The 24,395-nt window shown below is 40.7% G+C and carries 22 protein-coding genes and 4 pseudogenes; 19 read left to right on the top strand and 7 right to left on the bottom strand.

Annotated elements, in window-relative coordinates; genetic code table 11:
• The gene (gene rarD, locus RCG23_RS17555) at positions 1-915 is read left to right on the top strand and encodes an EamA family transporter RarD (RefSeq protein ID WP_308176737.1); all 915 of its coding nucleotides are present in this window, start codon (positions 1-3) and stop codon (positions 913-915) included.
• A gap of 52 nt (positions 916-967) precedes the next feature.
• Here rarD and RCG23_RS17560 read toward each other — a convergent pair whose 3' ends face one another.
• A complete protein-coding gene (locus RCG23_RS17560) occupies positions 968-1,768 on the bottom strand; it encodes an NAD kinase (protein ID WP_308176738.1) in 801 nt (266 codons plus the stop codon).
• A gap of 157 nt (positions 1,769-1,925) precedes the next feature.
• Here RCG23_RS17560 and sppA point away from each other — a divergent pair, with 157 nt between their 5' ends.
• The 9 genes and pseudogenes from sppA (at position 1,926) to RCG23_RS17605 (ending at position 9,585) form a co-directional block, all read left to right on the top strand.
• Entirely contained in the window at positions 1,926-2,936 is a 1,011-nt protein-coding gene (sppA, locus tag RCG23_RS17565; protein WP_308176739.1) for a signal peptide peptidase SppA, read from the top strand.
• Between the two features lie 116 nt (positions 2,937-3,052).
• Positions 3,053-3,468, top strand: a pseudogene (locus tag RCG23_RS17570) (RDD family protein).
• 89 nt (positions 3,469-3,557) lie between these two features.
• Positions 3,558-4,253, top strand: a complete 696-nt coding sequence (locus RCG23_RS17575; RefSeq protein ID WP_308176740.1) for a DUF2953 domain-containing protein — start codon at positions 3,558-3,560, stop codon at positions 4,251-4,253.
• Between the two features lie 17 nt (positions 4,254-4,270).
• Positions 4,271-4,768: a GerW family sporulation protein gene (gene ytfJ / locus RCG23_RS17580; RefSeq protein ID WP_308176741.1), complete on the top strand. Its 498-nt coding sequence runs from the start codon at positions 4,271-4,273 to the stop codon at positions 4,766-4,768.
• Between the two features lie 122 nt (positions 4,769-4,890).
• Positions 4,891-5,391, top strand: coding sequence for a thiol peroxidase (tpx, locus tag RCG23_RS17585; protein WP_308176742.1), 501 nt, complete (start codon positions 4,891-4,893; stop codon positions 5,389-5,391).
• A gap of 273 nt (positions 5,392-5,664) precedes the next feature.
• Positions 5,665-6,651: a class I SAM-dependent methyltransferase gene (locus RCG23_RS17590; RefSeq protein ID WP_308176743.1), complete on the top strand. Its 987-nt coding sequence runs from the start codon at positions 5,665-5,667 to the stop codon at positions 6,649-6,651.
• Between the two features lie 280 nt (positions 6,652-6,931).
• A complete protein-coding gene (locus RCG23_RS17595; protein ID WP_308176744.1) occupies positions 6,932-8,122 on the top strand; it encodes an acetate kinase in 1,191 nt (396 codons plus the stop codon).
• Between the two features lie 111 nt (positions 8,123-8,233).
• Positions 8,234-9,076 carry an EcsC family protein gene (locus RCG23_RS17600; RefSeq protein WP_308176745.1) on the top strand — a complete coding sequence of 281 codons (843 nt, stop codon included), beginning with the start codon at positions 8,234-8,236 and terminating at the stop codon, positions 9,074-9,076.
• Positions 9,073-9,585, top strand: coding sequence for a MogA/MoaB family molybdenum cofactor biosynthesis protein (locus tag RCG23_RS17605; RefSeq protein WP_308176746.1), 513 nt, complete (start codon positions 9,073-9,075; stop codon positions 9,583-9,585). The genes RCG23_RS17600 and RCG23_RS17605 overlap by 4 nt, the downstream gene beginning before the upstream one ends.
• A gap of 45 nt (positions 9,586-9,630) precedes the next feature.
• Here the strand turns inward: RCG23_RS17605 and RCG23_RS17610 are convergent, their stop codons facing one another.
• Together RCG23_RS17610 and RCG23_RS17615 are read right to left on the bottom strand one after the other, a co-directional pair.
• Positions 9,631-9,945, bottom strand: coding sequence for a hypothetical protein (locus tag RCG23_RS17610; RefSeq protein ID WP_308176747.1), 315 nt, complete (start codon positions 9,943-9,945; stop codon positions 9,631-9,633).
• Positions 9,946-10,091: 146 nt separating this feature from the next.
• Positions 10,092-10,542: pseudogene (locus RCG23_RS17615) on the bottom strand (universal stress protein).
• A gap of 101 nt (positions 10,543-10,643) precedes the next feature.
• On the opposite strand from RCG23_RS17615, the gene RCG23_RS17620 reads away from it, so the two are divergent.
• From RCG23_RS17620 to ald, 3 genes are all read left to right on the top strand, one after another.
• Positions 10,644-10,808: a hypothetical protein gene (locus tag RCG23_RS17620; RefSeq protein WP_308176748.1), complete on the top strand. Its 165-nt coding sequence runs from the start codon at positions 10,644-10,646 to the stop codon at positions 10,806-10,808.
• 164 nt (positions 10,809-10,972) lie between these two features.
• Positions 10,973-11,311 (top strand): hypothetical protein, encoded by a 339-nt coding sequence (locus RCG23_RS17625; protein ID WP_374049859.1) that lies wholly within the window; start codon positions 10,973-10,975, stop codon positions 11,309-11,311.
• Between the two features lie 267 nt (positions 11,312-11,578).
• Positions 11,579-12,700: an alanine dehydrogenase gene (ald, locus tag RCG23_RS17630; protein ID WP_308176750.1), complete on the top strand. Its 1,122-nt coding sequence runs from the start codon at positions 11,579-11,581 to the stop codon at positions 12,698-12,700.
• A gap of 274 nt (positions 12,701-12,974) precedes the next feature.
• On the opposite strand, the gene RCG23_RS17635 is transcribed toward ald, so the two are convergent.
• Positions 12,975-14,072: a M24 family metallopeptidase gene (locus tag RCG23_RS17635; protein WP_308176751.1), complete on the bottom strand. Its 1,098-nt coding sequence runs from the start codon at positions 14,070-14,072 to the stop codon at positions 12,975-12,977.
• Positions 14,073-14,305: 233 nt separating this feature from the next.
• Between RCG23_RS17635 and RCG23_RS17640 the strand changes: the two genes are divergently transcribed.
• The 3 genes from RCG23_RS17640 to RCG23_RS17650 all read left to right on the top strand — a co-directional run bounded on the left by RCG23_RS17640 (position 14,306) and on the right by RCG23_RS17650 (position 16,804).
• Positions 14,306-14,986 carry a metal-dependent hydrolase gene (locus RCG23_RS17640; RefSeq protein ID WP_308176752.1) on the top strand — a complete coding sequence of 227 codons (681 nt, stop codon included), beginning with the start codon at positions 14,306-14,308 and terminating at the stop codon, positions 14,984-14,986.
• A 93-nt stretch (positions 14,987-15,079) separates the two neighbouring features.
• Entirely contained in the window at positions 15,080-15,325 is a 246-nt protein-coding gene (locus tag RCG23_RS17645) for a hypothetical protein (protein WP_308176753.1), read from the top strand.
• 159 nt (positions 15,326-15,484) lie between these two features.
• Positions 15,485-16,804: a DRTGG domain-containing protein gene (locus tag RCG23_RS17650; RefSeq protein WP_308176754.1), complete on the top strand. Its 1,320-nt coding sequence runs from the start codon at positions 15,485-15,487 to the stop codon at positions 16,802-16,804.
• A gap of 70 nt (positions 16,805-16,874) precedes the next feature.
• Here the strand turns inward: RCG23_RS17650 and RCG23_RS17655 are convergent, their stop codons facing one another.
• Complete coding sequence (locus tag RCG23_RS17655) at positions 16,875-17,183, bottom strand: YtpI family protein (protein ID WP_308176755.1); 309 nt, start codon at positions 17,181-17,183, stop codon at positions 16,875-16,877.
• 130 nt (positions 17,184-17,313) lie between these two features.
• On the opposite strand from RCG23_RS17655, the gene RCG23_RS17660 reads away from it, so the two are divergent.
• Entirely contained in the window at positions 17,314-18,252 is a 939-nt protein-coding gene (locus RCG23_RS17660) for a DHH family phosphoesterase (protein ID WP_308176756.1), read from the top strand.
• Between the two features lie 347 nt (positions 18,253-18,599).
• Here RCG23_RS17660 and ytrI read toward each other — a convergent pair whose 3' ends face one another.
• Complete coding sequence (gene ytrI / locus RCG23_RS17665) at positions 18,600-19,121, bottom strand: sporulation membrane protein YtrI (RefSeq protein WP_308176757.1); 522 nt, start codon at positions 19,119-19,121, stop codon at positions 18,600-18,602.
• A complete protein-coding gene (locus tag RCG23_RS17670; protein ID WP_374049764.1) occupies positions 19,118-19,483 on the bottom strand; it encodes a sporulation membrane protein YtrH in 366 nt (121 codons plus the stop codon). The genes ytrI and RCG23_RS17670 overlap by 4 nt, the downstream gene beginning before the upstream one ends.
• 149 nt (positions 19,484-19,632) lie before the next feature.
• On the opposite strand from RCG23_RS17670, the pseudogene dnaE reads away from it, so the two are divergent.
• Both dnaE and RCG23_RS17680 read left to right on the top strand, forming a co-directional pair.
• A pseudogene (gene dnaE / locus RCG23_RS17675) lies at positions 19,633-22,993 on the top strand (DNA polymerase III subunit alpha).
• A 126-nt stretch (positions 22,994-23,119) separates the two neighbouring features.
• Positions 23,120-24,357: pseudogene (locus RCG23_RS17680) on the top strand (NADP-dependent malic enzyme).
• Positions 24,358-24,395 lie beyond the last annotated feature (38 nt).

Consider the following 24,395-nt stretch of genomic DNA (forward strand, 5'->3'; position numbering starts at 1 on the left):
ATGAAAAAAAATGAAGTACAGCAGGGAGCCGCTTTTGCAGGATTTTCTTATTTGCTATGGGGTCTCCTTCCGATCTATTGGAAGTTATTGCGCCATGTAAATTCAGAGGAAATACTGGCAAACCGTGTATTTTGGTCGTTCGTGTTTATGGTTATTGTTCTTTTAATGACTAATAAATGGAAGGGTTTTATCCAAACACTAAAAGGCTTATCCGGAAATAAAAAACAGATGTATGCGTTGATGATAGCCTCCATTTTAATCAGCATTAATTGGTTTATATATATATGGGCTGTAAACAGCAATCAAATGATTGAAGCAAGCCTTGGATATTATATCAATCCACTAGTAAGTGTAGTGCTCGGTATGTTTGTTTTAAAGGAAAAACTCTCACCAATCCAGTACTTGTCTTTTTTCCTTGCATTAATAGGAGTATTGATTATATCCCTGTCATATGGAAGGATTCCATGGATTGCGTTTGCCTTGGCTTTATCATTCGGATTATACGGTCTGGCTAAGAAATTAATAAAAGTGGAGTCGGCCATTGGATTGACACTTGAAACTATGGCAGTGATGCCTTTGTCTGCTATTTATCTGGTATTCTTGTTTTTGAAAGGAACTAACTCTTTCTTAACGGCAGGAGCAGGTACTGATTTGCTTTTGATTGGTGCAGGTGCAGCAACAGCGGTTCCGCTGCTTTATTTTGCTAAAGGAGCACAAAAGATTCCTTTATCAATGCTTGGCTTTCTGCAGTATATCGCTCCTACGTTAACGCTAATTTTAGGAATCTTTGTTTACGGTGAACATTTTTCCAAACTTGAATTATTAGCATTTATCTTTATTTGGTCAGCATTGACAGTCTATTCCCTATCCAGAACCAAGCTTTTTACAGAGAAGAGTAAGAGGGCTCGCGCGTAATAGAAAAAAATCCTTATCCCATTTCGGGATAAGGATTTTTTTCTGTGAAACTCTATAAAAAGGTTCTTTTTACTTTTTCCCAGAAGGAGTTATCTTTTAATTTTATCGTTTTGATACGCTTCTCGCTTAGTTTAATTTCTATTTTTTCAACATGGCGGATACTTAAGGCCTCATTATCCATACCCATTGTGGGATGGTCGTTCCCATCAGCCGCAATCTTTAAGGTCAGGCTGCGATCGCCGCTCAAAATGAAAGATGCACCCAGTGTGCGGTACCTATTATTGTTGACGGAAGCGAGTTCACTCACCTGCATGCATGGAAGCAGCGGATCGACAATCGAACCGTTTACCGATTTGTTGTATGCGGTGCTCCCCGTTGGTGTTGCTACAATTAGCCCATCTCCACGGAAGGTTTCGAAGTGAAGCTGGTCAATAAACACATCCATCACCAGCGTCTTAATGATCGCCGAACGGATGCTGAATTCATTGAGACAGTGGAATGTACTTTGGCCGTCTACTGTTACTTCAATAGCAGGATAACGGCGAACTTCAATTTGCTCATTATTAGTAGCTTCTATCATTTTGGAGGTGTCTTCAATTTTGAAGTCACAATACATGCTCAGGCTTCTATTCGTAGAGATTCCAGCATATAAGCAATCTTCCCTGAAACCGGTCTTTCTGACTGCCTGAAGGAAAGTTCCATCGCCTCCGATGCTTGCAATAATGTTTGCCTTTGCTGGATCCTGGACCAGCGTAAATCCGTATCTTTCAGCCAGTTCATACAGAGTGGCAGCCTTTGCGAGCATGTCCGCATCCCGTTTGTGATAAAAATATAAATTTCGGCGATTTGACATTAAAATTCCTCCTGTCAAAAAATGAGATAATTGTTTTTTTACTCAACCTAATATTTATTTTTTAAAAATAGTGATACTGATTTTAGTTTAGCATGTTTTTATAACATTTTGAATTCATGCGTTTACATGGACAGGACAAAATATAGGAGGCATACATATGAACGGTAAGAGATGGGCAGCCCTTGGAATTGCTGCCGGATTATTTTTGGTGTCTATTTTAATGAATTTTTTATCCGTTTTCGCATTTAAAGGGGCTGAAAATGATTTCAGCAGCATTTTTGATGCTGCTGAAGCCCCTTTTACAGAGGAAGTTGTTAAGGATGGAAGTGCAACAAAGAAAATTGCCATTCTTGAGGTGGATGGAGTTATTCAGGACACTGGGGAAGCAGAATCCTTTTTTCAAAATGGCGGATATAACCACAAGTCATTTATGGAAAAGTTAAACTATGTAAAAGATGATGACAGCGTTAAAGGGATAATTTTAAGAGTTAATTCTCCCGGCGGCGGAGTGGTTGAAAGTGCTGAAATACATAACAAAATTGAAGAGATTCAAAAGGACACGAAGAAGCCCGTATATGTTTCGATGGGATCGATGACTGCATCAGGCGGCTATTACATCTCCACACCTGCCGATAAAATATATGCGAGTCCTGAAACGTTAACCGGCTCGTTAGGGGTAATTATGGAGGGAATTAATTACGAAGGACTTGCAAAGAAGTACGGAGTAGATTTCGTTACGATTAAGAGCGGGCAGTATAAGGATATTATGAGCCCTACACGAAAGATGACTGAGGGAGAAAGAAAAATTTTACAAAATATGATCAATAATTCATACGAAGGATTTGTGAGGGTGATTTCCAAAGGGCGCCACATATCTGTAGATCAAGTTAAAAAAATTGCAGATGGGCGAATTTACGATGGACGCCAGGCGAAGGAATTACACCTGATTGATGATTTTGGATATCTAGATGATGTTATCAGGGTGATGAAAAAAAATGAAGATTTAAAAGGTGCCCAAGTGGTACGCTACACTGAAAATATGGGTTTAGGTTCATTGTTCAACATGAGTGCCCACAAAATGTTGGGGGATAATCTTGAAATGTCTGGATTGGTAAAGATTCTTTCCAAGCCGGACTCCCCGCGCTTAATGTATTTATACGCACAATAAGGGAGGGAACATGGATGGAAACAAATGAATTTGACGACCAGCAACAACATACTCTAAACCCTGGTGATGTAAATCGGAAACCTTTTGTACCAGACACTGGGAGAAGGAAAGCGGATATGTCTGTACGCTATGCAGGGTTTTGGATGAGGTTTTGGCCTATATTCTCGATTTAATCGTGATAGGAAGTATAGAACGAATCATCATTAACCCCTTATTTCGCGGGTTTGATATATCTCTTGTTGATTCCAATTTATTTGCCCCGATTTCAATCTCATCGGCGGTTGTTTTTTATTTGTATTTCGTGCTGATGACCAAGTTTTTTAGGCAGACGCTGGGAAAGATGGTGTTTGGCCTGAAAGTGGTTGAATTAGAAAAGGAGAATTTATCATGGGGGACGGTGCTGCTAAGAGAGTGGATTGGCCGTTTCATCTCCACAACTATTATTATCGGATATGCCATTGTTGCATTTCTGCCGAAAAAACAAGGCTTGCACGACCTTTTCGTGGACACATCCGTAGTGCATGTCGAATAAGAGGAATCATTACCTGCCAACATATCGTTGGCAGGTTTAATTTTTTTCTTTTTTGCCGATACTGACAGGCTGAAAGGTCGTGAACGAAATTGAAATGGCTGCTTCTTGCCCTGTTGATTCTTTTGTTCCTGCTATTTATCATTCTTTTTACGAAAATCACTATATTTATAAATTATTATCATCACAAGGATAACGATGATTTAAAAGTAGAATTCAGAGCCTTGTTTGGTTTGATTAAGTATAAAATCAATGTTCCCTTGATAAAAATTGACGATAACTCTCCTACTATCGTTCTTAAAGAAACAACTCAGAAAAGTAATAACAGCGAAAATGAGAAGAAGGATAGGAAACAGTTTTCAGCGGAGGATTTGCTTGACAGCATCCGGGATACAAAAGAGCTCTTAGAGCATGTTTTTAAGTTGCATAAAATTGTCAAAGCATTTTTAGGAAAAGTTTCGATTAAACAGTTTGAATGGAGAACAATATTTGGTATCGGAGATGCTGCTTACACCGGAATGCTCACAGGTGCATTTTGGGCAATAAAAGGCAGTATAGTCGGGTTGATAAGCCATTATATGAAAATGAAACAAATGCCCCAACTGGCTGTTATCCCTCATTTTCAGCAAACGGTCTCACAAACCCAATTAAAATGTATTTTTCAGTTTCGAATCGGGCATGCTATTTTAGCAGGAATGAAACTGATTAAGTTCTGGAGAGGCGGACGGCCCCGTTTTAGGACAAAGCCATTATCTGTCTTGTCCGGCGATAATTCAAAATCCGTTTAGAAGAGGAGGAAGCAGTAATGTCTGATCATCCAATCCAGGGATTAATGACGACGGCGATGGAAAGTTTAAAAGAAATGATCGATGTTAATACCATCATAGGGGATCCGGTGGAAACCCCTGACGGCAGTGTCATTCTGACGGTTTCGAAGGTAGGGTTTGGATTTGCGGCCGGAGGAAGTGAGTTTACTCTAGATGGCTCATCGAAGGGCCAAAATCAAGGTCAGGGGCAAGGACAGGGTCAGGGTCAGTCCATCCACCCGTTTGGCGGAGGTAGCGGTGGCGGAGTTTCCATTACACCTATTGCCTTTTTAATTGTAAATTCACAGGGTGTAAGAATGCTTCATTTGGATGAAAGCACGCATTTATATGAGAAAATTTTAGATCTTGCTCCACAGGCAGTTGAGAAAATCCAGCAGATGTTTTCTAAAAAGGATGAAGGCAATAAAGGGCAATACACCCAGCAAAATAATCATCAGCAGCAGTCAAACTATCAAAAACATGATCTTGATTTTTAAATCAAAAGGTTAATCTTCCAGGCAAGGAGGATTAACTTTTTTAATGCCAAGCACTAATAATTGCAAAAAAGATTCTGAAAAGATATATTAGTCCTGTACATAGAACAAAGGAGGAATTTATTATGGCAAATGTAACATTTAAGGGCAATGCGGTTACTTTACTAGGAAATGAAGTGAAAGTTGGAGATAAAGCCCCTGATTTTTCTGTACTTGCTAACGATATGTCAGCAGTTACACTCGAAAACACTAAAGGACAGGTTCGTTTAATTACTTCTGTTCCTTCGATTGACACTGGAGTTTGCGACGCGGAAACACGTCGTTTTAACGAAGAGGCTCAAAAATTGGATAACGTGAAATTTCTTACAGTAAGCGTTGACCTTCCATTTGCACAAAAACGCTGGTGTGCTGCTGCTGGTATTGAAAATGTTCAGACATTGTCTGACCACCGTGACCTTTCTTTTGGTAAAGCGTATGGCGTGGCAATCGAAGAGTTAAGATTATTGGCTCGTGCTGTGTTTGTGGTAGATTCCAGCGATACAGTTACATATGTTGAATATGTAAGCGAAGCAACTAATCATCCAAATTATGAAGCTGCACTAGAAGCTGTTAAACAAGCTAAATAGAAATGCGAAAGTGCCTTGGTCACCCCGGACAAGCGCTGGAGGGCCTGAAGGTGAAGTCGTTCTTTGACTTCATCGTAGGGACCGAAGCGACCTCGAGGGGGTAGGCACTGGAGCTAGACACCGGTACTATTTCGAAAAGATATACTTTCATATCCAAATAAAAAGCTCCCTCGGGGGCTTTTTTTTGTTTAAGTAGGAAACTGTTCCATATAACTTGTTAAAGGCTTTTTTACTCGTTAAAATAGGTAGAGATATTTAGGTAGGAGGAAACAAATGAAAATCTCTCCGGTAGAACAATTATTTACATTATTTAATGAAACAGCACTCATTTTACAAGAGGAGCTTTCGTGCACCTTTTTAGAAGCAATAGCTGAAACAGGGGAAAATGTATTTCAACAGTCGTTGCTTCAGGATGAATTAAGCGAGCTTTCTATTAAACGGCTAAAAAAACAGTATGAGGAAATCAGTCTGGATAAATTTTCAAATGAAGAAATCAGAAAAGCATTCCAGCTTGTAATTCTAAAGGGAATGAAAGAAACGACGCAGCCCAATCATCAGATGACTCCCGATTCTGTCGGTATGCTTGTTGGCTATTTGGTCCAAAAGTTCATGAAGGAAGGTTCGTTCCGTCTGCTTGACCCGGCCATTGGAACGGGAAATTTGCTGACTACCGTTTTAAATCAGCAAGTTAATAAGAAAATCGAGTCTGTTGGAATTGAAATAGATGATATTTTAATTCGCCTTGCGTATGTGAATGCCAATTTGCAGGAGCATCCAGTCCAGCTTTTTAATCAGGACAGCCTTGAGCCATTATTTATTGATCCTGTCGATGCCGTAATTAGCGATCTGCCTGTTGGATTTTATCCTAATGACATGAGGGCTGCAGAGTATCAATTAAAGGCTGCTGAAGGCCATTCATATGCCCACCATTTGTTTATTGAACAGAGTGTTAAGCATACGAAGGACGGGGGATATTTATTTTTTATTATTCCAAATGGGCTGTTTGAAAGTGAACTTGCACCGTCTCTTCGCGAATTTTTAAAAGAAAATGTCATTGTGCAAGGTCTTTTGCAGCTTCCGCTAAGTATGTTTAAAAATAAAAATTCAGCGAAAAGCATTTTTATTATGCAGAAAAAAGGAGAAGGAACTGTTGCGCCAAAGCAAGCGATGCTGGTTGACATGCCAAGCTTATCAAGCGCTGCCGAAATGGACAGCATCCTCCGCAAAATTGATAAATGGTTTCTTGAGAATAAAAATTAAAATGAAAAAATCGGTGCACATTGCACCGATTTTTTCATTTTTTAGAGGGATAAACTGCAATAAATGAAGTGTTTTAATAATCCCAAGTATCTGAATATATTTATATTTAAATGAAACCGTTATCATGTGATTATACTCCTTGAAATGTCATCCATACAGTGTTTAAATGAGGAATTGAGAGATATTCGATTGGGATTTGTGCACAATAAGATTGTATTTGATATAGAAATCAATAGAAATCATCCATCCATGTGGTTATATAAAAGGAGCGGTTGTTAAAATGGCAAAAGTTATTGCAATCAATGCTGGGAGTTCTTCATTGAAGTTTCAGTTATTTGAAATGCCAAGTGAGGAAGTCATCACAAAAGGATTAATTGAACGAATTGGTTTAAATGACTCCATCTTCAATATTACAGTTAATGGGGAAAAGGTTCAGGAAATTACGGATATCCCTGACCATGAAGTCGCAGTAAAACTTCTATTGGAGAAATTAACTTCTTCGGGAATTATTAATTCCCTGGATGAAATCGAAGGAATCGGGCATCGTGTTGTACACGGCGGCGAAGCATTTAATGATTCTGTCCTTATTACCGAAGATGTAATAAATCAGATTGAAGCATTATCTGAATTGGCTCCATTGCACAACCCTGCAAATATTACCGGAATTCTGGCCTTCCAGCGCGTTCTTCCCAATGTGCCGGCTATTGCGGTTTTCGATACAGCCTTTCATCAAACAATGCCGGAAAGCTCATTTCTTTACAGCCTTCCATATGATTATTATGAGAAATACGGAATCCGTAAGTATGGGTTCCACGGGACCTCACATAAATATGTATCCGAGCGTGCTGCTGAGCTTTTAGGGCGTCCGATTGAACAGCTGCGCCTTATTTCCTGCCATTTAGGAAATGGAGCAAGTATTGCAGCAATTGAAGGCGGTAAATCGATTGATACATCCATGGGCTTCACTCCTCTTGCAGGTGTAACGATGGGAACTCGTTCAGGGAATATTGACCCTGCGCTTTTACCATTTATTATGGAAAAAACCAATCAAACTGCTGAAGAGGTTCTGGATGTTTTAAATAAGAAAAGCGGAATGCTGGGCGTTTCCGGTTTCTCCAGTGATTTGAGAGATATCGAGGTCCAGGCGAAACAAGGAAATAACCGTGCACAGCTTGCGCTTGACGTTTTTGCCAACCGTATTCATAAATACATTGGCTCCTATGCTTCCCGCATGTATGGAGTGGATGCTATCATCTTTACCGCAGGTATCGGTGAAAACAGTGACGTTATTAGGGAAAATGTATTAAAAGGTCTGGAGTTCATGGGCGTATATTGGGATCCTGCTCTTAATAAAGTAAGAGGCGAAGAAGCATTCGTTAACTACCCACATTCCCCTGTAAAGGTAATTATCATACCGACTAACGAAGAAGTAATGATTGCCCGCGATGTAGTCCGCTTGGCAAACGTTTAATAGAAAGGCAAATCTCTCAAAGAGGGGTTTGCCTTTTTTCTTCGATTTTTATCTTTTGGAATGATTTGCTATACTGAAAGGAAAGTGCCTATACGGAGCGGAGGTTGCGCCATGACATTAACAGACAGGGAAACGAAAGTTCTCGATGAAATAAAAGAATGGGAAGTACGACTTTTAAGCTATGAACCAAATGATTTCCAATTAACATATGAAAAGTATTTAGAACGGGCATTCAGTTTGCTCCCGGAAACGATCCAGAATCAATTTTTTTCCGTCATTGATAGCTGGCTCTTTCATTTACATGCCATTATTCAAGGCTCACAGCTTCAACTTGACGCAAAGGAAAGGATTCTTTCTGCAGGCAGAATTTTTAACAAGGATATTGAAAAAATAGAAGATCTAAAAACCCTGGAAATAGACCAGCTTCAATATATTGCCCAGCAGCAAATAGCCCGGCACCGATTTTATTCATTTGCGCAGGGCGGTATCGCAGGAACGGGCGGAACCTTATTATTAGGAACAGACATACCTGCAATCGCCATTATCAATTTGAGAGTTGTCCAATTGATCGCTATGACCTATGGTGTCGAAGTGAATACACCATTTGAAATGATGAACTCTTTAAAGGTGTTCCATATTGCAACACTTCCCGCAAGAATTCAAGGGGATGAATGGAGAGCGCTTGTTGAAGAATTCGGAAAAAGTGATGAGCGATATTTTTATGAAGGCAGTGAAAAGCTTGCTGATTCAACATGGCTTGAACAGCCAATTCAACAGATATTAAAAGCGATGGTGATTGCCCTTTTTAGAAAAAAAATGATTCAGGGCATTCCGCTTGTCAGCATGGCAATCGGGGCGGGCTCCAATTATCAATTAACCAGGAAGGTCACAGACTTTGCCCATAAATATTATCAGCTCCGCTATTTATCGGAAAAAGGGGAGAATGCCAGATGAGTGTCACAGAACATAAAAAAGCAGCTCCAAACATGGTTAGTTGCAAGGTTATTACCGTGAGTGATACGAGAAATCCTGAAACAGATAAAAGCGGCCGTTTGATGATTGAATTGCTTGAAGGTGCAGGGCACCGGATTATTGATTATGTGATTGTAAAGGATGACACTGCTGAAATTCAGGAAGAAATACTAAAAGGATGCGGGACCGAGGGAATCGACGTCATTCTCACTAATGGGGGTACCGGAATTGCCAAACGGGATGTAACAATCGAGTCGGTGCAAAGCCTGCTTGAAAAAGAGATCGTCGGATTTGGAGAATTATTCCGTATGCTAAGCTACCAGGAGGATATTGGGTCTGCTGCGATTCTCTCAAGAGCGATTGCAGGGGTAGTCAGGAATAAAGCAGTTTTCTCAACCCCAGGCTCCAGCGGTGCGGTTAAGCTGGCGATGAATAAACTGATTCTTCCCGAAATCGGACATGTAGTTAGGGAATTAAAGAAGGACTTATAATAAAAGAAGCTCCCAATTCAATTGTGTGTGAAATGGGAGCTTTTTTTATTGATGCATTTTAGAGGAGATTCCTTGATTTGCCCTATACCATAACCACAACTCGTTAATGATGGATGCCAGTTCAGCAATTTCAGAGTTCAATGCGCAGGAACGTGGAAAGTCACTTTCATTCGAGAGCTCAGCCTGCTTATAGTTTATTATATTTTCTAACTCAGCGATCCGGTCCGGTATTGATCCACGGATTCTTTCCCAGCGAAACAGGATATCCTGCTGGACTTGTTTAGTAAAATCGTCCCATTCTTTCGAAACATCAGGAATTGGAATTCCAAGACGATTGTCGTAAATAAAGTATTCTTCCATTGCTTTGCCCCCAGGATGTTTATTGTTTTTATTTTACTACAAAATTTAAGGGCTTTCATTTAATAATGTTTAAGCAGAGTTTTCATGGGATTTCCACATATAAAAAAGCACACATAAAGGCTGTGTGCTTTGGGCGTGGCTTTAAATCATTCTTCTTTTTCCGTCCGGACAACCAGGACATCACAAGGAGCGTAGCGGGTGATGTGTTCGGAAACACTGCCTATAAAGAAACGTTCAACCGCATTCATTCCTGTTGCACCGCAGATGATTAAGTCAACCTTGTGCTTCCTTGCAATATCTTTTGGAATCCGTACTTTAGGTGAACCGAATTCCAACAGGAATTGGACCCGATCAACTCCTGCATCTATCGACTGTTTTTTATATTTTTCTAGCAATTCTGTAGCAAATTTATCTGCCCGTTCTGCGATTGTGCGGTCATAAGCCTCTACTGTAGCAAAAGTGCGTGTGTCAATGACATAGGCCAGATAAAAGCTCAGCGTTATTTCTTTTTGCAATTTCAATTGCTTTTTTAAAAGCCCACTCTGCTTCTTTAGAACCGTCAACTGCGACTAAAATGTTCTTATATTTGAATCCCATTGCCATCTCCTCCTTACTTAAATTATACAATAATTCACCATACATAAATGTAACAATAAAACGAAAAATAAGGATGTGACTAATTGAAGGGGGAAATTATTATGAAAAAAAATGATCCAAAAAACCAGCAATCCTCTCGGAATTTTGAAGAACAGGGATTAAATGAAGTGAGCCAGCAAATAATGGATGCCTACAACAGCGGGTTCATGGGTGAATCTGAAACAAGCCAGGATTTGGTCGAAGTCTTGGAAACGGATGAAGTATAAAATAAAAAGGAAAGCTGCCAAATTGGCGGCTTTCCTTTTTATTTTTCAGATATTGAAGGGCATTTATCACAAAAATTTTAAAAATCTAGGACAATTACCCATTACGGTGTTTGGGTTGCTGCATATTCTTTAAGTGTAAAACAAAAAAATGAGGAGGAATAATGTTGAATACTGAAATGATCTATGACCATTCTTTAATTGCCAGTAATGATGAAAGAATACGCCCCGGATTCGGATTTGGCGGGTTTGGAAGACCAGGGTTCGGGTTCGGAGGCTTCGGAAGACCAGGGTTTGGATTCGGAGGTTTTGGCAGACCTGGATTTGGGTTCGGAGGCTTTGGCAGACCCTTCGGCTTTGGTTTTGGCCGTCCATGGGGCTGGGGATTTCCTCTTGGGGGCTTCGGTTTAGGATTGGCAACAGGAGCACTGCTTGCTCCAGGATTTGGATATGGCTACGGCTACGGTTATCCATACCCTTACTATGGTGGATATGGATGGTATTAATAAATGTTCGAAGAAGCTCTGCTAATTCGGCAGAGCTTTTATTAATTACCTCACGAATTATAAAAAATCTCTGATAGAAATAATAGAGCTTAATTTATCAGAATAAATAAAAATGTTGGGATTACTGATTTTTTTTGTTAAAATGTAAGTGTTTTCATATAACTGCTTTTTTATATCATTTTCCTTTCGTCTATTAAAAGAAGGTGTTATATTAAAAGCGGCCAAATCTTATTTACAGTTGAATTATATTAATTGGAGGTATGCAGAATGCGTATCGGAGTACCCAAAGAAATAAAGAACAATGAAAACCGTGTAGCCATGACTCCTGCGGGCGTGGTTAATATCTTGAAGTTTAAACATGAAGTGTACATTGAAACAGGTGCGGGTCTTGGTTCTGGCTTTACAGATGAAGATTACTCAGCAGCTGGTGCGAGCATTGTCAATACAGCAGAAGAAGCATGGTCCATGGAAATGGTTATGAAAGTAAAAGAACCACTGCCTGAAGAATATACCTTTTTCCGTGAAGGTTTAATCCTATTTACATACCTACATTTAGCTCCTGAACCTGAGCTTACAAAAGCGTTAATTGAAAACAAAGTAATTGGTATTGCTTATGAGACAGTTCAGCTTCCAAATGGGACACTTCCATTATTGACTCCTATGAGTGAGGTTGCAGGAAGAATGGCACCACAAATCGGAGCTCAATTCCTTGAAAAGGTTAACGGCGGTAAAGGCATTCTTCTTTCAGGTGTTCCTGGCGTCCAAAGAGGAACTGTTACAATTATCGGTGGCGGTGTAGCAGGAACTAACGCTGCAAAAATGGCGATTGGTCTTGGTGCGAAGGTTACGATGATTGATTTAAATCCTGACCGTCTTCGCCAGCTTGATGATATTTTTGGTGCTGATGTAACAACGCTAATGTCCAATCCTTATAACATCGCAGAGGCGGTTAAGGAATCTGACCTGGTTATCGGTGCTGTCTTAATACCTGGTGCAAAAGCTCCAAAACTGGTAACTGAAGAAATGATCCAGAGCATGTCAGCAGGAAGCGTTGTTGTCGATATTGCTATTGACCAGGGCGGAATTTTCGAAACTACTGACCGTATTACAACACATGACAATCCGACATATGAGAAGCATGGTGTCGTGCATTATGCTGTTGCGAATATGCCAGGAGCTGTACCGCGCACATCAACCCTTGCGTTGACAAACGTAACAGTTCCATACGCAATCCAAATCGCTAACAAAGGCTATAAGCAGGCTTGCGTTGACAATCCAGCATTATTAAAAGGAATCAATACCCTTGATGGTTTCGTAACGTATGAAGCAGTTGCTGAAGCCCATGGCTTAGAGTTCTCTGATACAAGAACATTGCTTGAAAAGATGTAATAAAAAAATCCGGGTGCAAACCCGGATTTTTTTATCGTCTAGGAAATTATAAAATTAAATGATGTGGATAACTTCTACAAGTTGTATTAATCTAGCTCCACAAGGAAAGCTTCGGTAGCATATGCTTCGCACGAAGAAAAAGCGATAGCTTTTTCGAGGAGCGCCCAGCCCCTCGGGGTCATAAGCCAAATCACTCCAGAAATCAGGATTTCCTGCGTGATCCTCTTATGCCTGTCGGGGCTAACCAGGGCGATTGCGCTTTTTGTTCTTTAAATTATTTAATAATCTGCAGTTCTTTCGGGAATTTCGTCAGGATATCTGCACCTGAAGAAGTTATGACTAAATCATCCTCAATTCTCACGCCTGCAACATTAGGTACATAAATCCCCGGTTCGATCGTAAATACCATGCCTTCTTCAAGGACAAGCTCGTTTGTTTCTGTCATTGAAGGATATTCATGGACGCTAATTCCTAACCCGTGGCCGAGCCTGTGAGGGAAATAATCCCCGTAGCCCGCATCAGCAATAATTCTGCGTGCAGTTAGATCTATTTCAGCGCACGTAACACCAGGCCTGCTTGCTTCAACAGCAGCCAACTGGGCTTTAAGGACCGTATCATAGATTTCCTTTTGTTTATCATTTATGTCCCCAAAAGCAACAGTTCTGGTTATGTCAGAGCAATAACGGTCGATGACGACACCAAGGTCAAATAAAACAAGGTCACCCTTTTGAATTTTAGTCATCCCTGGATTGCCATGAGGGGATGCAGCATTTGCACCAGTCAGTACCATGGTGGCAAACGACATTTCTGTTACACCCTTTTTCTTTAAGGCAAATTCTACTGCTGATAAAATTTCTAATTCAGTTCTGCCCTCTTTTATTTCCTGGACACCCACTTCTATAGCATAGTCAGCAAGAGAACAGGCCTCCTGAATGATTTTCAGCTCTCTGGCATCTTTAATCATCCGAAGCTTTCTTAATTTTTCTTCAGCGGAAATAAAACTTGCTGACGGAAACAAAGCTGAAATTTTTTCATATCTTTCAACATTCATGTGTTCTTTTTCAACTGCCACCTTGGCAGCACTATTCATTCTGCCACTAATGGATTTGCTGATTAGCTCCCAGGGATCCTGTATATCGCTGTAAGCGATGATTTCCTGGTCCCATCCAGACCTTTTCGCATCATGCTTTTCCATTCCCGGGCATACAAGGAAGGGCTCGCTTTCCTGAAATACTGCCAGGCCAAGAAGGCGCTCATGAGGATTGCTGTAAAAACCGCTTAAATAATAAACATTTTCGAGTGAGGTGAGGAAGGTAACTTGAATATCGTTATTCTTCATCCAGCTTGTCAATTTTTCTAATCGTTGATTCATATTTTAGCCCCCTAAATTCCAGCATATTTTGAGAGTAGCAACTAAATGAAAAAAAGTAAACCATCAAGTCACATCGTTTCAATTCAATAACGAAAAAGCAGCGTCCAGCAGGTTTAATTAACTTAAATAAATTAAATCAACGGCTAAAAATAAAGTGGATGGGGTATAAAATAAAAGGAAACTGAGCTTTTGAATCGAATTAGTTTTTTAAATAGAAAGAGGAGGAGAAAAAGATGAAAGTTTCATATCACGGCCACTCAGTGGTAAAAATAGAATCAGAGGGAAAAACGATCTTAATCGACCCGTTTATTACGGGCAATCAATTAACAGATCTTAAAGTCAGCAGTGTTAAACCAGATGTCATTATTCTTTCCCATGCACATGGCGACCATGTAGGGGATACGATTGAACTGGCAAAGGAGCATGGCTCTCTTGTGATTGCGAATGCTGAAATCTCCACTTACTTGACATGGCAGGGCGTTAAGACCCATGAAATGCATATAGGCGGGGCCTATCAGTTCGATTTTGGAAAAGTAAAATTGACACAGGCCTTCCATGGATCCAGTTTTGAAACGGAGGATCAGCAGATTATTTATGGGGGAATGCCTGCTGGGATTCTTTTTATGAATGAAGGAAAAACGGTTTATCATGCGGGAGATACTGCCTTATTTTCAGATATGAAGCTGATAGGGGAACGCCACCCGATAGATGTCGCATTTCTTCCTATTGGCGACAATTTTACAATGGGTCCTGAGGACGCTGCCTATGCTGCAAAGCTGCTTAATGCAAAAACAGTTGTTCCTATCCATTATAATACCTTCCCGCCTATCAAACAGGACCCGCAAAGGTTTATTGATATGCTCGAGGGAAATAACGGAAAGATCCTGCAACCGGGAGATTCGATTGAGATCTAAACAACGTTTGGTATTATTGTGATCGTAAAGGTGACTTTTTTTCCTTCCTTAAGCATAAAAATGAAACAAGCAGTATTTAAGGGAGGAATTTCATTGAGGAAAAACAGATATTTACTGTGCCTATTAGCGTGCGGCTTTATGCTTTACATGGCTGTGCCAAAATTGGTTTTTACCGGGGATGGCCTTGAAAAATTATTTTCATATGCCTGGCTATTGCTAGCGCTTTTGGTAGCAGCTGGAAACTTGTCCGGTTTGCTTTATTATCCGCGGCAACCGAAGAATAACAAAAATTCACTTTCAGATAAGAAGAGGAAAAGACAGCAGTCCTTTATGGATTGATGAAATTGTTGAGTACAACTTGAACTTTAAATAGCCAGACAGGTTAAAGTTTCTTTGCAGTGCATTGAATCAAGACTTTTAACACCTTATAATGAAGATAGGAATAATCCTTGGAGTTTACTGGGGATTTTGGAAATCGTGAATAAAAGGGTGAAGGTCTTGGCTACGAAGCATGAACAAATTTTACAGTATATTGATGAACTTCCTATTGGAGAAAAAATTTCAGTTCGGCAAATCGCCAAGGCGATGACAGTAAGTGAAGGTACTGCATACAGAGCAATTAAAGAAGCGGAAAATAAAGGCTATGTCAGTACGATTGAACGTGTCGGGACCATTCGTATTGAGCGGAAGAAAAAAGAAAACTTTGAAAAGCTGACATATGCAGAAGTCGTCAACATAGTGGAAGGCCAGGTGGTTGGCGGCAGGGCAGGACTGCATAAGACTCTAAATAAATTTGTCATTGGGGCAATGAAGCTTGAAGCGATGATGCGTTATACGGGAGCTGGGAACCTGCTTATTGTCGGTAATCGAACAAAGGCACATGAACATGCGCTGAAGGCGGGGGCAGCGGTTTTAATAACAGGTGGCTTCGATACGGAGGATCATGTAAAGAAGCTTGCGGATAAGCTTCAGCTCCCCGTTATTTCAACAAGCTATGATACTTTTACGGTTGCGACGATGATTAACCGGGCCATCTATGATCAATTAATAAAAAAGGAAATCATTCTGGTGGAGGATATCCTGACTCCGTTATCTTCAACGGTATATTTGAAAACATCAGATAAAGCCTCGGTATGGCATCAATATAACCGGGAGACATTGCACAGCCGTTATCCGGTTGTAGACTCCAACATGAAAATACAAGGGATGGTAACTTCCAAGGATGTTATCGGACAGGAACCTGATGCGCCGATTGAAAAAATTATGACGAAAAGCCCGATGGCAGTAAGCGGAAAAACAAGCGTGGCATCTGCTGCCCATATGATGGTTTGGGAAGGGATTGAAGTCCTGCCTGTCACTGATGACTCGAACCGGCTTGAAGGGATCATCAGCAGGCAGGATGTTTTAAAGGCACTGCAAATGAACCAAAGACAGCCACAGGTCGGTGAAACACTAGATGATATTGTTACGAATCAAATGGTTATGTCGAGAGGGAAAATAAAGGGTGAGGACATTTACCGCTGCGAAGTAAGTCCCCAAATGACGAACCACCTCGGCACAATCTCATATGGTGTTTTTACTACAATTGTCACTGAAGCAGCCAACCGGATCTTAAGAAGCTATAAAAAGGGAGACCTGGTAGTAGAAAATATGACGATTTATTTTATTAAGCCTGTTCAAATCGATAGTACGCTGGAAATTTATCCGAAAGTACTAGAGGTGGGCAGGAAATTCGGGAAGGTAGATGTTGAAGTCTTCAATGAAGGAGTATTGGTAGGAAAAGCGATGATGATGTGCCAATTAATTGACAGGCACTAATAGGACAAGCGTGGAAGCTTTTTTGTGAAATGTAAAAACCGCTTTCAAGTATGAAAGCGGTACATCAAAACTAATTCTGTTTTCCAAAGTTTTCGGCTTCCTCAATCGCATAGGGAAGGTAATGCTGATAAGCTTTAATTCCGCTCCAAATGCTCAATCCTCCTATGATGAGGAAAATGGCTGCAATGATATATGTGAGTGTTGTCTGATATAAAAACACTTGATTTATACCGAAGATGCTCACAAAAATACCAAGCGCGATACTTGATTTTGAAGACAGCCACTTCTTTTCCACCGGACGGCTGCTTCTGACAAATTTTATTTTGTAAAATACATAGAAAGCAAGAGATATAACAATCAAAATAACGAATGTTGGCATTTTATGTTCCTCCATGTTTGGGCAATCTTCTTTTATTTTAACGTTTTGTATCATAAAATGCCATATATAGCTTTTTTCCATAAATATGAAGATGTCTTAATAAAAAACAGACGGAAAACAAGGAGAAATCATGAAGGATCAAATATTAGACGCAATTAAGCAATACGACACCATCATAGTTCACCGCCATGTCAGACCAGACCCAGATGCATATGGTTCGCAAGGCGGATTGGCGGAAATTATCAAAGAGTCTTTTCCCGAGAAAAAGGTTTATGGAGTTGGAAAGGAAGAACCATCTCTGCACTTTATGCGTAGGCTTGACCAGGTAGAGGATGAGATTTTTAAAGGCGCTTTAATCATTGTCTGCGACACAGCCAACGCTGAAAGAATTTGTGACAGCCGCTATGCTCTTGGAGATAAGCTGATAAAGATCGATCACCATCCGAATGAGGATCCATATGGGGATTTGTTATGGGTAGATACTACCGCAAGCTCCTGCAGCGAAATGATTTATGAATTTTACCTTTCAGGAAAAGATAAAGGGTTAAAAATTTCCGATGAAGCAGCAAGGCTTCTGTATGCAGGAATTGTCGGAGATACAGGGAGATTTCTTTTTCCGAGTACAACAGAAAAGACTTTTTCGTATGCCGGTGAATTAATTCATTATAAATTCTCAAGGACAGAATTATACGACAGCATGTATGAATTGAAAGCAAACGTCGTGAAGTTAAATGGCTATGTTCTTCAAAATTTTAAGCTGCACTCAAATGGTGTTGCCTCAGTTGAATTAACGAAAGAACTGCTGAAAGAATTTGATGTTCAACCGCCGGAAGCTTCTCTTTTGGTCGGTGTTTTAGGGAATGTAGCAGGAATTAAAGCGTGGGTATTCTTTATTGAGGAAGACGACCAAATAAGAGTTCGCCTCCGCTCGAAAAGGCCCGTCATTAATGGTGTTGCAAGGAAATTCAATGGAGGTGGCCATCCATTGGCTTCTGGTGCTTCCATTTATTCCTGGAACGACAAAGAGGCCGTCTTGAAGGAACTCGATCAGGTTTGTGCGGAGTATTAAAATATAATGTTGTTTTCTAAAAAATTGTTGTTTTGTAAATAGGTATTTAAAAGCAAATCGATGAAAAAGAAGTTGATTGGAGCGGAAGGTGCGAGCTCCTCGAAAATGCTCTCGCATTTCCTTCGTGCGGTGTTGATTCTAGGAAGCTGATTCAACGTCCTGCGGGAGCAGCGGGACAAGTGAGACCCCACAGGCGCGGTGCGCCGAGGAGGCACACCGCCCGCCCCGCGGAAAGCGAGCATCCTGGAGTGGAAATCAACTACTCCTTAAATAGCAACAAAGTATACGAAAACAGCCAAATATAAAAAGGCGGATAATGTCATTAGCCGCCTTTTGTTTTGCTATAATTACCCTCTGACTTCCAGGTGCATATGGATCTGAATCGATAACGTGGTGTAGATGACTATTTCCTTTACCTCAAGGCGAAAGCGTTTATCATTGATTTTTACTATCCTGTTTTCAATTACTTTTTTTAAGAGATCCCTGCTTTTAAAAACGGTATCTAAATCCTTTGCTTTCACCATGGCGATATCCTCTTTTATCGCATCTTCAACCTCAAAAACGCTAAAGGAATCTATTCCATATTTTTGCTTGTATTTCTCCCAATTTGTTATTTTAACGCTGATATCCTGTATTTTTAGTAGCTCGATATTTTTCTTGTTTAAAGCTTTGTACTCATCCTGCCAGATTTTAATATCCTGTGTAAGCTCCTTAATATCCTCTTCCTGCTTCTCCATTTTCTTTGTGCTTTCCTCCTGCACCACACCGAAAATATATAAAAAAATGGCCCAGCTGATGCATCCTCCCAGGACCATTCCCGCCAATAAACGCTGCCAGGCAGGTCTTCTGTATAATGGCGGTATTCTCATGATGATATATGCTCCTGAGTAAGCCAGTTTATCAGCAATGCCCCTGTTTGTGCACCGCCTGTTGCAGACATAATTAATAAGAACTGCTTGAATAGATCCTTTGTGTCTCCATCAAAAAGCCCTCTTTCGAAGCTGTAAAAAGTATCAAAAGTACCGCCAATCGCAGCAACAATTGCCCAAATTCGAAGAGATGCAGACATTCGATAAATTGCAGTAAAGGGAGGCTGGCCGGTCAAAAAAGACGCAAGGCCGCCAATAAGCGAGCCGCCCAGAAGAACTCCCAATGCCATAAAGTAACTTTCAATAAAGGATGGAAAAAAACCTATTTCCCTCATTCTATCAACCGCCCTATCTAAAATCATTCCCTCTCCATCATCATATGGACAGCCTCGATCGATTATGTTCTTTAACAATTACGAAATAATAATAAAAAATGAGAACATATTTTCTTTTTTTGCCATCCCGCACTATAATAAAAAGTAAGAGAACAAGTTTCAGGGAGGTGAGCGAAGTGTCTTTTATTCACCTGCATGTGTATAGTGCATTCAGTTTGCTTACAAGCACAGCACGGATTGAAGAATTAGTCCGAGGGGCAAAAGATAAAGGCTTTTCGGCGATTGCTTTAACAGACCGCAATGTAATGTATGGCACAATGTCTTTTTATAAAGAATGTTTAAAAAACAATGTCAAGCCGATATTAGGCCTGACAGTCGATGTTGCGAGCGAAAGGGAAGAAGCTGAAGCTTTTCCGCTTGTTTTACTTGCGAAGAATAATGCCGGCTTCCAAAATCTTTTAAAAATAACGAGCGTTGTACAAACAAAATCTCTCTCAGGAATACCAGTGAAGTGGCTTAAGCATTATTCTGAAGGCCTTATTGCCATTACCCAGCCTGAACGGGGAAATTGAAAATGCCCTTTTGGAAGGGAATGAAGTGGCTGCAAGAGAAACTGCAAAGCTTTTCCTGCAAATATTTGGCAGAGAAAACCTCTATTTTTCTATTCAAAACCACTCGATTGATAGGGAACAGGCTTTAAACCGCCAGCTTAATTCTCTTGGGAAGGAATTAGACATAAAGCTGGCTGCGACGAACCAGGTTCATTATCTGGACAGAGAAGACGCATTTTCGCATGAATGCCTTCTTGCAATAAAAAATGGCGAAAAGCTCCAGGATGATGATAGGACAAGACTTGAGAGTGACCAATATTACTTAAAAACCGGGGATGAAATGGTAGAGTATATATCGGAATACCCTGAATCCCTTGAGAATACTTTGCATATCGCCGAAAGGTGTAATGTGGTCCTTGAATTAAATAAACAGCATCTTCCCAAGTATCCAGTGGAAAGTGGTTCGACTGCCGATGAATACCTTGAAAGAATCTGCCTTGAGGGAATGAAGAAGCGATTCTCAAGTCCGAAAGAGGAATACTTCAATAGGCTTCAATATGAATTGGCTGTAATCAAACGGATGAAGTTCAGCGATTATTTTCTAATTGTCTGGGATTTTATGAAGTATGCCAGGGACCATCAAATTTTGACAGGCCTGGACGGGGTTCGGCCGCAGGTTCACTTGTCGCATATGTACTTCAGATCACCGATGTGGACCCGATTGAACACCAGCTCCTCTTTGAGCGCTTCCTGAATCCAGAACGAATATCCATGCCAGATATTGATATTGATTTTCCTGATCACCGGCGCGATGAAGTAATTGAATATGTTGCGAAAAAATATGGGGAACTTCATGTAGCCCAGATTGTAACATTCGGAACATTAGCCACTAAGGCAGCATTGCGGGATGTCGGCAGAGCTTTTGGCTTGAATCCAAAGGAACTGGATCAATTATCCAAGCTCGTTCCTTCCCGGCTTGGCGTCAATCTTTTAAACGCTTATAAAGAGTCGGAGCCACTAAGGAAATTTATTAGCCAAAGCGAGTTAAACAAAAGGCTTTTTGAGACAGCTGTAAAGCTTGAAGGTTTGCCGAGGCATACGTCTACCCATGCTGCGGGTGTGGTAATCAGTGAAGTTCCGCTCGTACAGATGGTGCCAATTCAGCTGGGCCATAATAATGTTTACCTAACCCAATATTCGATGGAGCATCTTGATGATGTCGGTTTGTTAAAAATGGATTTTCTTGGATTAAGGAACTTATCTTTAATCGAGACCATTTTAGAGTCTATTCAGCGGAAGACAGGAAAAAAAATCGATATCCGATCCATTCCATTAAATGACCCTCAAACGTATGAGTTGTTAGCGAGGGGAGAAACAACCGGCATTTTTCAGCTTGAATCTGAAGGAATGAGGAAGGTTTTGATGCGGCTTGTCCCTTCAGGATTTGAAGATATCGTGGCCGTGAATGCTCTTTATCGCCCAGGGCCAATGGAAAACATACCTCTCTTCATTGACCGGAAACATGGACGGGAGAAGGTCTTTTATCCTCATCCGGATTTGGAGCCTATTTTAGCCAATACATATGGGGTAATTGTTTACCAGGAACAGATTATGCAAATTGCTGCGAAAATGGCTGGTTTCTCCCTTGGGGAAGCTGATCTATTAAGGCGGGCAGTAAGTAAAAAGCAAAAAGAAGTCCTTGACAGGGAAAGGGAACATTTTGTAAAAGGTGCAATGGGTAAGGGGTATGACAAACCGTTAGCGAATGAAATTTATGATTTGATTGTTAAATTCGCTAATTACGGGTTTAACCGCAGCCATGCAGTGGCTTACAGCGTTATCGCTTACCAGCTGGCTTATTTGAAAACACATTATCCGGTTTATTTTATGGCGGGCCTCTTACTTCTGCCATCGGAAATGAAACAAAAATCGCACAGTATGTAATTGAATCAAAGCAGATGGAAATAAATATTCTCCCTCCTTCAATTAATTTCAGCGGTTTTTCCTTTCTGGCTGATAAGGAATCTGTCCGTTATAGCCTGGCAGCCATTAAAGGGGTCGGAGCCTCAGTCCTGAAAGAAATTTTTCAGGAAAGAAAAAGAAGAAATACGATGATTTATTTGATTTTTGCCTGAGGGTTTCGTCAAAGACAGTGAACAGGAAAACGCTGGAGGCGCTGGTTCATTCGGGAAGTTTTGACGAATTTGGTGAGGACCGTGCAATATTGCTGGCAAGTCTTGATGTAGCCATTGAACATGCTCAGCTGGTAAAACCCGCGGACAGCGGCAAATTCGATTTGTTTGCTGAAGAGGCTATGATGCTAAAGCCTAAATATGTTGAAGTTGACCCTATCATGCTCGTGGATAAGCTGTATTTTGAAAAAGAAGTTCTCGGCTTTTATTTATCGGATCATCCGGTTTCGATATACGAAACCGAGCTTAAGAATAGAGGCTTGATGTCCCTGTACGATTTTGAAAAAAATACAAAAAGGGCTGCTGCTGGTGTATATATAACAGCTGCAAAAAAAATCCGGACAAAAAAAGGCGACTCCATGGCCTTCTTTACAATCAGCGATTCAAGTGGCGAAATGGAAGCTGTTGCGTTTCCCGACGTCTATCGAAAATTTTCGGCTGTTCTCGGGCAAGGAATGCTTGCTGTCATCGAAGGAAAGACGGAGGAACGGGAAGGGAAAAAGCAGTTCATTATTCAGCGTGCTGAAGATTTGGAGAAATGGCTGGAAATGAATGCATCGAGCCATGCAGTATTATATTTGAAAATTAACAAAGACAGAGAAGAGACGGCCGTCCTTCAGGAACTTAATCAAATATTAAGGAAAAATAAAGGTAACACTGGTGTTGTCCTGCACTATGAAAGAACGAAAGCATCGGTCCGGCTGCCGAAGGAAAGCCAGGTTGCACCTAACCCGGAATTCCTTCAAGAATTGAAAGATTTTTTAGGTGAAAAGAATGTTATCTTGAAAGATTAATTCTTTACAACTTTTAAAGATATGTTATATTGATTAGTAGACAATCGTGGTCTGACCACTACCTTTTTTGTGTGGAAAAAATGAAGGAATTAAGTACCTTTTTGAATATAAAGGAGTGACCTTGCCTTGACATTGCGTGAAGAAGCATTGCATATGCATCGTATAAATAAAGGTAAATTGGAATCAAAATCAAAAGTTCAAGTCCGGAATGCTAAAGATTTAAGCCTTGCTTATTCGCCTGGCGTTGCTGAGCCATGTAAAGAAATATATGAAAAGCCTGAAACCGTTTATGATTACACAATGAAAGGCAATATGGTAGCAATTGTATCAGATGGTACAGCGGTCTTAGGACTTGGAAACATAGGACCTGAAGCTGCCCTGCCTGTCATGGAAGGAAAAGCAGTTCTGTTTAAAAGCTTTGCGGGAGTCGATGCGTTCCCCATCTGCTTGAACACTACCGATGTTGAAAAAATTATTGAAACGGTTAAATTGCTAGAGCCTACCTTTGGTGGGGTAAATCTGGAAGATATTGCAGCACCAAACTGCTTTGTAATTGAAGAAAGACTGAAAAAGGAAACAAATATCCCTATTTTCCATGATGACCAGCATGGAACGGCAATAGTTACTGTGGCCATCAGTAAATGCTTTGAAAATTGTCGGCAAGAAGATGACCGAAATAAAGGTTGTCGCAAATGGTGCCGGTGCAGCAGGAATTGCCATTATTAAGCTGCTTTATAGCTACGGGGTAAGAGATATTATCATGTGCGATACAAAGGGAGCCATCTACGAAGGACGTCCTCAAGGAATGAATGCTGTTAAGGATGAGGTCGCTAAGTTTACCAATAGAGATAATATCCATGGCAATCTTGAGGATGTAATTAAAGAAGCAGATGTTTTCATTGGAGTATCTGTTGCTGGAGCATTAACGAAAGAAATGGTTCAAACAATGAATTCGGATGCCATTATTTTCGCTATGGCCAGATCCTGATCCTGAGATTATGCCTCAGGATGCTAAAGAAGCAGGCGCGAAAGTAGTCGGAACAGGCCGTTCCGATTTTCCAAATCAGGTGAATAATGTCCTTGCGTTCCCTGGAATCTTCCGCGGAGCGCTCGATGTCCGCGCAACGCATATTAACGAAAAAATGAAGGTTGCAGCAGTCGAAGCAATTGCCAGTTTAATTCGTGAAGATGAGCTGAATGAGGATTATGTCATACCAGGTCCGTTTGATCCAAGAGTAGCTCCTGCAGTGGCCGCTGCTGTAGCTAAAGCTGCTATGGAAACGGGTGTAGCGCGTCTGAAGGTTGACCCGGAAGATGTGAAAGAAAAAACGATGAGGCTTGCCATTATCGGTAAAAGTGAGTGATCAAGCCAGCGTGATGGATAACAGGCAGAGTTCAAAGG

It is taken from the genome of Neobacillus sp. PS3-34, from assembly GCF_030915465.1.
Classification (GTDB): Bacteria; Bacillota; Bacilli; order Bacillales; family Cytobacillaceae; genus Neobacillus_A.